Genomic DNA, 11,417 nt, shown 5'->3' on the forward strand with positions numbered 1-11,417 from the left:
TTTATAGATCTTCAGAATTATTTTCTTTGTTCTTTTGATTTTTTACTAATCTAACGAGATGAACTGTTAAATAAAACAGCTCATCTCTACTGATTTCAATATCCATTGTTTTTTTGATATAGTCTTTAATTAAAAGTGCACATTTAAATTCTTTTGGAAAATCATCTACTATTTTACTTATAATATCAATATCATTTTCTAAAACTTTCTCATTATTTAAAAGTCTCTGTACAAAAAACTGAACATGAGTAAGAAAGCGATCTATAATAAGATTTCTAGATTCAAAATCAATATTTAAACTATATTTAATAATAGATAAAATATTACTTTGCAATTCAAAACCAGAATACATATCATTAAATTTTTTATTTTCATTTTCATTATTAATAATATATAGTGCAATATTAGTAGCTTCTTCAATGGGAAGTTTTATCGAAAAATAATTATCAATCATTTTAATAGCCTTTTCCCCATATTTAAATTCCTCCGGATACATTCGCTGTAAAATCCAGGCCATCCTATTTTCAATTCTCATGTTATGACGACAGCGATAAACAGCAAACTGAATATGATCCATCAAGGCTGTAAAAAAGAGTTCAGGCATCACAATATTAAATTCGCTTTGAATATCATCTACCAGTATTTGGGTTATTTCTACATACTCCTGTGATGTTTGTTCAAATTGCTGAATATAATCTTCTGATTTATCTCTATCATTTAAAACAAAAACAGATTCAATATCTTCAGCAGATATTTTTTGACCTTTTTTATATTTAAATGAAATTCCTTTTCCCATTATAATAATTTCTTTATCTCTACTTATGTCTTTAGCAAGTAATGCACTATTGTTTAGTTTTCGAATCGCAATTCGCAAAAAAACCACTCCCTCAAGAAGCTTTTATTCTAATATCTTACCATTGCTTTCAATAACTTTCTGGTACCAATAAAAACTATCTTTTTTCATTCTCCTCATATCTTTTAAATCAAATTCATCACGATTAACATAAATAAAACCATAACGCTTAGAACATCCCTGATGCGTACTGATCAAGTCAACTGCAGACCAGGGACAATACCCAATCAAGTTCACCCCATCTGCAATAGCTAAAGCTGCCTGTTTAAAATGTTTATTAAAAAAATCGATTCGATAGTCATCATGAATTTTACCATCTTCAGTTAAAATATCTTTTGCTCCTAAGCCATTTTCTGTAATAAGTATCGGTAAATGATATCGCTCATTAATTTTACGGAGAGTTAGTCTTAGTCCAATTGGATCAATTGCCCAGACAAAATCAGTACTATCAAGATAAGAGTTCTGTTCTGCTCTATACACCCCATTCTCACCTAACATGATTTGCTGGTCTCCTCCCCGGGCTGATAGATCTGATCCATCACCTTTAGAAGCTCCAACTGTAGCGGTAGCATAATAATTCATGGCAATATAGTCTGGCTTAGCCTCTGCTAATAATTCAAGATCACCTGCATAAATTTCAGGTTCAATCTCACGGTCTACTAAGTATTGCCAGACAAGATCTGTGTATTTACCATAAACAGCTACATCTAAATATAACCAGCAGCGAATTGAAGCCCAATTATTAGCTGCAATAGAATCTGCCGGATTACATGTTGCTGGATAAACAGCCATAATATTGGGGGCTGGTCCTATAAGTGCTTCAGGATACATTTTATGGCAGAGAATCATTGCTTTGGCTTGAGCTACAAACATGTTATGACATTGCTGATAAAGTGATTTTTTAGAAGGTATTTCGTCTCTATTAAGTGCTCCAGGATGATTAATCATTACATTTTGTTCATTTATTACTAGCCAATATTTTATCTTTTCACCATACTCCTCAAAAAGAAGTTTAGCATATTTGGTAAAAGCATCTATTGTAGCACGGTTTTCCCACCCTCCTTCTTCCTGCAGGGCTGCAGGAAGATCAAAATGATACATTGTAACTATTGGCTCAATGTTACTTGCTTTCAATTCATCTATTAAATTATGATAAAATTCTATTCCCGCGGGATTAATATCTCCCTTTCCATCTGGTATTACTCGACTCCAGGAAATCGAAAACCGATATGCTTTCAATCCTAATTCTTTCATCATTTGAACATCTTCTTGATAATGATGATAGTGGTCTGAAGCCACTTTAAAGTCGGCTACATCTTCCGGATGAGGTGCAATATCCATAACAGATAGTCCCTTTCCATCCTCATTATAAGCACCTTCAAACTGATAAGCTGAAGTAGATGCTCCCCAGAGAAAATCAGCTGGAAACTTCGCTTCTTTATTATTATACTGCATTATTTATCACCTTTCTAAATTATATTATTGTAAAAGCTACAGGTTCAACTGTTTTTGTTTTTACATCTATAAAATTTCTACTATTAGTAACTGCTACAATTACTGAAGGATCATAATTTTTATTCTTTATTAGATCAATATCAAAAGTGATAAGTTTATCACCTTTTTCTATTAACTGATCTTCTTTAACAAATGATTCAAACCCTTCGCCATCCATTTTTACAGTGTCTATTCCAATATGAATTAATATTTCTACTCCTTCATCACTCTGTAATCCAATAGCATGTTTAGTTGGAAAAATAGAAACTACTTTACCATTAAAAGGAGCAAAGATTTCACCTTTTTCAGGATAATAAGCTTTTGTGGGTCCCAGAGTTTGAGTTGCAAACACTTCATCATTAATTTCGGTTATCTCTATTTCCCGCCCTTGAACCGGTTTATCAATATTAATTTTGATATCTTTTAATTCTACAGTTTCTTTTTCTGAATCAACTGAGGGTTCTTCTATTAATTCTTCATCACCAACTTTAAAAATAAAAACCATAGCAAGTGAAACAACATAAGTGATAATTATGGTAATAATCGCATGAATAAAATTCATTGGATCATCACCAATAAATACTGGTAATGTAGCTAGACCAGGTGTCCCAAAAGAAAAACGAACCAGCCCGGAAAGTCCTGCGTATAATCCACCAGCTGTACCACCAATCATAACAGCTAGCAATGCTTTTTTTACTTTCATTGTAACTCCATACATAGCAGGTTCAGTAATTCCCATTAAGGCTGTTGTACCAGTACTAATTGCAATTTGCCGGAGCTCTTTATTTTTTGTTCTCAAAGCTACTCCATATGATACCGCAGATTGCGCCATATTAGAAGCTAAAAATCCAGGCCCCATAACAACTTCATATCCTAGATTAGTCAGCTGAATTGTTGTTAAAGGAACTAAAGTATAATGCATACCTGTCATAACCATTAGAGGAGCAATTGCACCAGTAACAAGTGGCAGCATCCAGGGAGCAATTCCATCTAAAAAGCCCATTCCCTGAGCTAATAATCTACCAACAAATGTTCCTAATGGTCCAACTAAAGTCAATCCAACAATACCTGAAATAATAATAATAAGCAGTGGTTTAAAAACAGCTTTAATTGCACTTGGAGTAACTTTCTCAGCAATGTTTTCTATATAAGACATAACCCAGACACTCAGTATAGTTGGAATAACACTATAACTATAAGTTGCCATAGTAATTGGTAAGCCAAAAACACTAAGCGATCTGCCAGCTGATCTAGCAGAATTAAAATTAGGATGAATTAAAATCCCTGCAAGACACATAGCAAGTATTGGATTACATTTAAATCTTCTAGCAGATGTATAAGCTAATAAAAAAGGCAGGAAATAAAAAGGAGCATCTGCCATAAATCTAAGTACATAATAAGTATTACTAGCATCATTAATTAAACCAGTAGCAATAAGAATTGACAGCAAAGCACGTATCATACCAGCACCTGCAATAGCAGGAATAACCGGAACAAATATACTGCTAATAGTCTGCATAGCACGCTGAATAATATTTAAATCATTACTTTTGACACTACTATCTGCATTAATATCTCCTAAATTAGATTGAACTTCTTTAAATATAACCCCTACATTATTACCAATAACAAGCTGCAGCTGATTTTCTTTATTGATAACACCTATTATATCTTGCTGTTTTTTTAATTCTGAATAATTAACCTTTTTGTCATCCTTAATTTCAAAACGCAAACGGGTAGAACAATGATCAAAGGTATTTACATTACCTTTTCCACCAATAGATTTAACAATATCTTTAGCTAATTGTACTTTATCCATATTTCCTCTCCTTTTTTAGAAATAAAAAAAAGGAGCATACAAATTCAGAACTTCCTTTGTTAGAAGTTCTCAATAATTTGTAAGCTCCTGCCTGAATTCTCAGTAACATGCCACTGTATTATTTAATTATTAATATTAATATACAAGAATTTTAGCATACTTATTTTAAATTGTCAATGTTAAATTAAAATAATACAGCTATTATTTTGTAATTAACTCGAGAGGAACTGGAGTATATTCGGGAACTGTTTCACCATTGGCAACTTTAATAGCTGTCTCAACAGCCATCGCTCCCATTAAATCTGGTTTCTGGGCAACAGTTGCTGCCAACTTACCAGCTTTAACTGCTGCAACTGCATCAGAAATTGCATCAAAACCAACTATCATAATTTGATCTGATCTACCAGCAGCCGAAATAGCTTCCATTGCACCTAAAGCCATATTATCATTATGAGCAAATACAGCATCAATTTCTGGGTTCCCCTGTAGAATGTTCTCCATAACTGTCATTCCTTCTGCCCTATCAAAAGCAGCAGGTTGTCTAGCAATAACTTCCATATCTGAGTATTTGTCCATACTTTGATTAAATCCTTTACCTCTATCTCTAGCAGCTGAAGTCCCTGGAATACCTTCTAATTCAACTACTTTACCGCTTTCTCCCAATTGTTTAGCAATAAAAGCTCCTGCCATTTCTCCACCAGCAACATTATCAGAAGCAATATGGCTAACAACATCTCCGCCTTCTGCTGCTCTATCAACAGTAATAACAGGAACTCCCGCAGCGTTAGCTGCTGAAACAGCAGCAACTACAGCATTACCATCAACTGGATTAACAATTAAAACATCTATTTGTTTAATTAATAAATCTTCTACACTACTTAACTGACTTGCTGCATCATCTTGAGCATCTACGGTTAAAATTTCTATTCCCAACTCAGCAGCTTTGGCTTCTGCTCCATCCTTTAAATCCACAAAAAATGGATTATTTAAAGTAGAAACTGCTAGTCCAATCTTAATATCCTGAGCCATTATTCCTGGTACAAGGGCAAAAGTTAACACTAAAAATACAGATAAACTAACTATTAATTTTTTCATTTTTTTCCTCCCATTTGTTAAGTGCTATTTTAATTAAAATCTCAGCAAATTAAAACAGTAAAGTCATCACCTCCCTGGGCCGATATATAATTTAGTTTATCGCTGCTGACTTTTACGATCCAAAAAGACAGCAAGCAGAATAACTCCTCCTTTAGCTACCAATTGATAAAAAGAGGAAACATTAAGCAAGTTTAATCCATTATTTAAAACAGCAATAATTAAAGCACCAATTATAGTTCCAATAACTGTACCACTTCCTCCTGCCAGGCTGGTACCTCCCAGAACAACAGCTGCTATAGCATCTAGTTCATAGCCTTCACCTGCCATTGGTTGAGCAGAATTTAAGCGGGAAGTCAGGATAATACCACTAACTGCTGCCAGAAATCCATTTAAAGCATAAACAGCTATCTTTATTTTTTCAGTATTAATACCCGATAACTTAGTAGCATTCTCATTCCCACCAATCGCATAAAGATAACGACCAAAAGGAGTTTTCTTAAGTAAGATATAAATTATAAACAGCAAAATTAACATAATTACAACCGGTATTGGTATTCTACCCAAATAACCTGCTCCAAAAAAACGAAATAGCTGATTAAAACCAGAAATTGGTCTACCATCAGTATAAATTAATGTAAATCCACGGGCTATAGTCATCATAGCTAAAGTAACTATAAAAGCAGGTAATTTAGCTTTAGCAACTGCAATCCCATTAAATAAACCGAGTAAAGTTCCTGCTGCAAGGCCAATTAAAATCGCTAGAAAAATATTTAAACCTGAATTAACTATCATACCAGCTGTTATAGCACCTGAAAATGCCAGCAATGAACCAACTGAAAGATCAATTCCACCAGTCAAAATCACCATTGTCATTCCAAAAGAAATAATTGCAATAATTGAAACCTGTCTGACTACATTTAATAGATTAGGAATTGTCAAGAAATATTCACTAAGCAGTGATAATACAACGACTAAAATTATTAATCCAATTCCTGTTTTAAATTTATTAAGTATTTCTAAAAAACTTTTATTTTCAATTTTTGCTGGTTTATTCATCTTTTTGACTCCTCCTTCCAGTAGCCAGTTTCATTACTGACTCCTGATCTGCAGCTGCTGCAGTAAGTTCTCCTTTTATTTTACCTTCATGCATAACTAGAATTCTATTACTTAGATTTAAAACTTCTGGTAGCTCTGAAGAAATTAAAATTACAGCTACCCCCTCTGCAACTAACTGCTGCATTAAGTCATATATTTCTCGTTTAGCTCCCACATCAATACCTCTCGTTGGTTCATCAAAAATTACCACTTCTGGTTGAGTAGAGAGCAATTTGGAAATTACTACTTTTTGCTGATTTCCACCACTTAAATTTTCTACCCGCTGACTGGCAGAAGGAGTTTTTATTTTCAAATCAGCTATATATTCATTAGCTAGATCTTGCTCAGCTTTTTCCTTAATAAATGTACCACCATAAAGTAATTTTTTTAAAACTGAAATACTAATATTTTCTGCCACTGAAAGCCCCAGAATTAAACCTTCTCCTTTTCTGTCCTCACTTAAATAATAAATGCCATTTTTGATTGCTACTGCTGGCGAATCAATTGTTATTTTTTCACCTTTAAAAAAAATATTACCCGTTGTTTCTTTAAACACTCCAAAAAGTGCTTTAGCTAATTCTGTTCGACCTGATCCCATTAAACCAGCAATACCAAGAATTTCTCCTTTGTGTAAAGAAAAAGAAGCATCAGTTAATAAATCAGGTACATTTAAATTTTCAACCTTTAAAGTTTCTGCTCCTGGTTCAAATTTCATCGTTGGGAATCTGTCAGCAATTGTACGACCAACCATCATCTTAATTAGCTGATCTTCATCAGTTTCTGCGGTAGCTACTTGACCAACAAAATTACCATCTCTTAACACTGTTACTTGATCACAAATTCTAAAAACTTCTTCCATACGATGAGAAATATAGACAATGGCAATTCCCTGCTTTTTAAGGCGTTCAATTAGTTTAAATAAAATTTCAATTTCCTGATTAGTCAACGAAGAAGTTGGTTCATCCATAACCAAAATTTCTGCTGACTGAGAAACAGCTTTGGCAATTTCAACCATTTGCTGACTACCAATATTTAAATCTTTCACTTTAGCTGCTGGGTCAATCTCAACTCCCAGCAAATTTAAAATTTCAGCGGTTTGCTGATGTAAAAGTTGGTAATTAATAAAAACACCTTTTCGTGGTTCACGACCGAGATACATATTTTCTGCTACAGTAAGATAGGGAATTAATTCTAATTCCTGATGAATAATTGCTAAACCAGCATCCTGAGCTGCAGCTGGCCCTTGAAACTCAACTTTTTTCCCCTTAAATAAAATTTCTCCGTCATCTGGCTGATAAATTCCATTCAGTACTTTCATTAGAGTTGATTTACCAGCTCCATTTTCTCCTAAAAGAGCATGTACCTGCCCTTTTTTTAAACTAAAATTTACTTTATCTAAAGCTTTTACACCTGGAAATAATTTGCTTATTCCTTTCATTTCCAGCAATGAACTTTTTCCCATTTAAAAATCAACTCCCGAAATCAGGATAATATTAGCATATGGTGTTATTTCACCTGTTCTGACTACTGCTTTAGTCTGATTAGTTTTAGTTTTAAATTCAGTATGGGAACAATATTCCAATTCAATTTCAGCCGGCAGCAAATCAAGAATTTGCTGATGCAGATTAGGACTAGCAGTTTTAATTTCGGCAGCCATAATTACTTTTTCTATAATTAAATCACCTAAAATTGCTTTAAGAACTCTATTAAATTCCGGATAACCCTTCTCTAAAGCTAAATCTATTCTTGCAGTATTGCTTGCAATTGGCAAACCAGCATCGGCTATTGTTAACCCATCTGTATGACCAAGTTCAGCAATAACACGAGACAGACTTGAGTTAATCACTCCTCCTCGTTTCATTTTGATCTCCTCCTAAATAATAATTAAAAATTAAACTAAAATTTATTTAATTCATCTAAAGTAGGAACTGAACTTTGAGCTCCAGACTTAGTAACCGAATAAGCAGCTGCTTTAATAGCAAAATTTAAAGCCTGCTCCAAATTATTAGCTGCTAATAACTGACTGGCAAAAGCCCCCGCAAAAACATCTCCAGCAGCTGTTGTATCAACCACTTGCACATTCAAAGCTGGTAGTTCAAACTGTTCTTCTGGACTGTAAAAACTTATTCCTTTTTCCCCTTCAGTTACGATCACATTTTTTACTCCCAGGCTAAATAGTTCTGCTATTTTTTCTGCCCGTGTTTTATTTCCTGAATCTGGCAGTAATAAATTTAATTCGCCTTCATTGGGTAATAGATAATCAACTTTAGCCAGTATACTATGTGGTAATTCAACTGCTGGAGCTGGATCAAGTATAACTTTGGTTCTTTTAGCTGCTGCTATTTCTACAATCCTGGCAATTGTTGGCACTGGTATCTCTAGCTGTAATAAAATTAAATCTGCTGCTGCTATTTGATCCTCAACCTTATTTATTAATTCCGGCGTTAGTTTATAATTTGCTCCTGGAGAAACAATTATTCGATTATCACCAGTCTGTTCAACTACAATCATTGCAACTCCAGTATTAATATCAGTGATCCGAAAAAGATTTTCTAATTTTACTCCTCCACTGCTTAAGCTGTTCTGTAAAAGATCAGCAAAATTATCTCTACCACATGCTCCAATAAATTCTACCTTTCCTCCCAGCTTAGCAGCTGCTAGAGCTTGATTTGCTCCTTTTCCCCCTGGAATCTGTTTAAAATCTCCCCCCAAAATAGTTTCACCAGCTTCTGGATAACGATCAGTTTCAACAACTAAATCCATATTCATGCTTCCAATGACTAGAATATTCTGCACTGAGCTCACCTTTCCTTTTAAATTGACTGTCGAATAATTAAGTTAGTTTTAAGGATGTGATCAGATAATTTTAATTTTTGCTTGCTGTTGATCATCCTTAATAAAATAGTTACTGCTTCTTCTCCTAAATTATATTTAGGCTGCCTCATTGTTGTTAATTCAGGCTGCAGCAGAGAAGCAATTTCAATATCATCATGGCCAGCTACTGCAATATCCTGCGGAATTCTTAAGCCAGCTGCATAAATAGCTTTATACACACCCGCTGCACTAAGATCATTAGCTGCAAAAACAGCTGTTGGTGGATTATCAAGTTCTAATAACTGACGCATAGCTTGATAACCTGTATACTGCGAGTAATCTCCCTTAATTAATAAGTTATCATCAAGCTTAATTCCATAATCAAGTAAAGCCTGTTGATAGCCAGCCAGTCTGGCCCTGGCAGTTGTTGTATTCAAGTCTCCACTGATATGTGCAACTCGACGATGTCCTTTATTTAAAATATATTGAACTAATTGATAAGCTGAGTTTTGATTATCAATACTAACCAGAGGATAATTATCAGTTAAAACTGCCCTATCAATTTGAACAACTGGATAATCAGCTGACTTAAGTTCTCTTAAAATAGCTTCATTTCCTAATGAAAGAGAAACTATTAATCCATCTACCTGTTTACTTTTAAATAATTCAACTGCTTTCTTTTCTCGATCTGGATTATTGTCAGTATTAAAAAAAATAACTGAATAATCGAGTTTTTGAGCTTTATCTTCAATTGCTCTCGCAACTTGAGGGAAAAAAGGGTTACTAATATCCGGAATAATTAAGCCAATGGTATTGGTTTTCTGCATTACTAAGCCCCGGGCCACACTATTGGGATTATAATTTAAGTCTTCAATAATTCTTAATATTTTAGCTCTAGTCTTATCACCAACATCTGGTTTATTGTTAATTACCCGGGAAACAGTTGTTACAGAAACTCCTGCCTGTTTTGCAATATCTTTAATCGTAATTTTCACAATTTATCACCTGATTTATAATTACTAACTAAATATTTATAATTATTATAAGCTAAATAAATAATATCTCTTAGCATAAATAAACTTTATATAGTAATATTCGTTAACGATTACGGTAACGTTTCCAATTATTATTGTACAATATTCAGAATAATAATGCAAGTATAAATAAAAATATTTTTTGCCTTGTAAGTAAGTATGGTTTTCGTTAAAATGAATTTATTTTTGAGAAGGATTAATAAATAAAAAAACTCCCCGGGGGAGGGGAGTAAAGTTAGCTTATTTATAATTGACTCGCAGTCAATCTGACTCATAGTCGAATTATATAACAAAAAATCAATTTTGTCCAGCTTATTAAAAAAAATTTTTTGCTGAATAAGCTAACTTAATATTAACTACTTCTCCCGCTAATAACTCTTTCTAATTATAACTCAGCTGTTTAAATCAGCTTAAAAGCTTAATTAGCAAACTCAAATTCCTAAAACTTGCTAATTATAACTATTAAACTAATTGCCATAAACTATTGCTAAATCAAGATTATGATAGTCTAATTGAGCTTCAGTAATAAAAATTTTATATTCATAACCATTTAATGGTCTCATCCCGGCAGGTAGAGACTCGGGCAATATTTTCAAAATATGAGTTCCTAATGGTACATTTTCAAAATAAAAATTTCCTCCTTGATTGGTATAATCTTTTTGTTTAAGATCGGCTATTTCCAAACCTACCCAGGCTAAGTATTCTTCATTCTGATCCTTAATATTATTTGCATTCTTGTCGATGAAAACTTTACCAGCAACTGAACCATTAATAGTTAAAGCAAAGTTATAGTTTAAACTTTGATTATCTTTAATTTTTAGCATTATTTTCTTAGTGACTGGTGTATAATCAGCTATTAGGGTAACGTCAAGTATTTTGTGTAAATAAATTAATATCGTTCTTCAAATAGTTGAATTAGTTTATCTCTAGCAGCTAAAAATCCCTTTAGTCTTCGTTCTGACCACTTAGAATTATAGTCTAAGATTTTAAGATATAGTATTTTTTCTGCTGCCTTTTCATTTGGTAAACTATTCATTGTTTTAAGTCTTTTTCTGATTTCTTTATTGGCTCTTTCAATCCAGTTAGTTGTATAAATTGATTTTTGAATACTATCTGGATATTTGTAAAAAGTAAAGAGTTCATCTTTATCTTCAAACCAGCTTTGAGCTAAGCGGGGGTAGATTCTATCCCACTTTGAACTGAAATCATTTAA

General features: G+C 33.2%; 11 protein-coding genes. All 11 read right to left on the reverse strand.

All coding sequences use genetic code 11. The features are described from left to right. Position 1 precedes the first annotated feature (1 nt). The gene (locus BMZ74_RS09410) at positions 2 to 874 is read right to left on the reverse strand and encodes a PRD domain-containing protein (RefSeq protein ID WP_177181414.1); all 873 of its coding nucleotides are present in this window, start codon (positions 872 to 874) and stop codon (positions 2 to 4) included. Positions 875 to 898: 24 nt separating this feature from the next. After that, a complete protein-coding gene (locus tag BMZ74_RS09415; RefSeq protein WP_089861995.1) occupies positions 899 to 2,308 on the reverse strand; it encodes a glycoside hydrolase family 1 protein in 1,410 nt (469 codons plus the stop codon). Positions 2,309 to 2,327: 19 nt separating this feature from the next. Then, positions 2,328 to 4,166, reverse strand: coding sequence for a beta-glucoside-specific PTS transporter subunit IIABC (locus tag BMZ74_RS09420; RefSeq protein WP_089861996.1), 1,839 nt, complete (start codon positions 4,164 to 4,166; stop codon positions 2,328 to 2,330). 201 nt (positions 4,167 to 4,367) lie between these two features. Next, on the reverse strand, positions 4,368 to 5,261 hold the full coding sequence (gene rbsB, locus BMZ74_RS09425) for a ribose ABC transporter substrate-binding protein RbsB (RefSeq protein ID WP_089861997.1): 894 nt from the start codon (positions 5,259 to 5,261) through the stop codon (positions 4,368 to 4,370). Between the two features lie 96 nt (positions 5,262 to 5,357). Continuing rightward, the gene (locus tag BMZ74_RS09430; protein WP_089861998.1) at positions 5,358 to 6,317 is read right to left on the reverse strand and encodes an ABC transporter permease; all 960 of its coding nucleotides are present in this window, start codon (positions 6,315 to 6,317) and stop codon (positions 5,358 to 5,360) included. Further along, positions 6,310 to 7,818, reverse strand: a complete 1,509-nt coding sequence (locus BMZ74_RS09435) for a sugar ABC transporter ATP-binding protein (protein ID WP_089861999.1) — start codon at positions 7,816 to 7,818, stop codon at positions 6,310 to 6,312. The genes BMZ74_RS09430 and BMZ74_RS09435 overlap by 8 nt, the downstream gene beginning before the upstream one ends. Then, positions 7,819 to 8,217, reverse strand: coding sequence for a D-ribose pyranase (gene rbsD, locus BMZ74_RS09440; protein ID WP_089862000.1), 399 nt, complete (start codon positions 8,215 to 8,217; stop codon positions 7,819 to 7,821). Positions 8,218 to 8,252: 35 nt separating this feature from the next. After that, on the reverse strand, positions 8,253 to 9,152 hold the full coding sequence (gene rbsK / locus BMZ74_RS09445) for a ribokinase (protein ID WP_089862001.1): 900 nt from the start codon (positions 9,150 to 9,152) through the stop codon (positions 8,253 to 8,255). A 17-nt stretch (positions 9,153 to 9,169) separates the two neighbouring features. Next, positions 9,170 to 10,165, reverse strand: coding sequence for a LacI family DNA-binding transcriptional regulator (locus BMZ74_RS09450; protein WP_089862002.1), 996 nt, complete (start codon positions 10,163 to 10,165; stop codon positions 9,170 to 9,172). Positions 10,166 to 10,671: 506 nt separating this feature from the next. Continuing rightward, positions 10,672 to 11,028: a hypothetical protein gene (locus tag BMZ74_RS09455; RefSeq protein WP_089862003.1), complete on the reverse strand. Its 357-nt coding sequence runs from the start codon at positions 11,026 to 11,028 to the stop codon at positions 10,672 to 10,674. A 65-nt stretch (positions 11,029 to 11,093) separates the two neighbouring features. Next, positions 11,094 to 11,417: transposase (locus BMZ74_RS09460; RefSeq protein WP_143070156.1), on the reverse strand; the 324-nt coding region annotated here is incomplete at its 5' end.

It is taken from the genome of Halanaerobium salsuginis, from assembly GCF_900114545.1.
GTDB classification, from domain to species: domain Bacteria; phylum Bacillota; class Halanaerobiia; order Halanaerobiales; family Halanaerobiaceae; genus Halanaerobium; species Halanaerobium salsuginis.

Excerpts from the sequence above, each read along its gene's own strand:
- BMZ74_RS09430 (WP_089861998.1), bottom strand. The coding sequence starts at position 6,317 with ATGAATAAACCAGCAAAAATTGAAAATAAAAGTTTTTTAGAAATACTT.
- rbsD (WP_089862000.1), bottom strand. The coding sequence starts at position 8,217 with ATGAAACGAGGAGGAGTGATTAACTCAAGTCTGTCTCGTGTTATTGCT.
- BMZ74_RS09435 (WP_089861999.1), bottom strand. The coding sequence starts at position 7,818 with ATGGGAAAAAGTTCATTGCTGGAAATGAAAGGAATAAGCAAATTATTT.
- BMZ74_RS09420 (WP_089861996.1), bottom strand. The coding sequence starts at position 4,166 with ATGGATAAAGTACAATTAGCTAAAGATATTGTTAAATCTATTGGTGGA.
- BMZ74_RS09455 (WP_089862003.1), bottom strand. The coding sequence starts at position 11,028 with ATGCTAAAAATTAAAGATAATCAAAGTTTAAACTATAACTTTGCTTTA.
- BMZ74_RS09415 (WP_089861995.1), bottom strand. The coding sequence starts at position 2,308 with ATGCAGTATAATAATAAAGAAGCGAAGTTTCCAGCTGATTTTCTCTGG.
- rbsB (WP_089861997.1), bottom strand. The coding sequence starts at position 5,261 with ATGAAAAAATTAATAGTTAGTTTATCTGTATTTTTAGTGTTAACTTTT.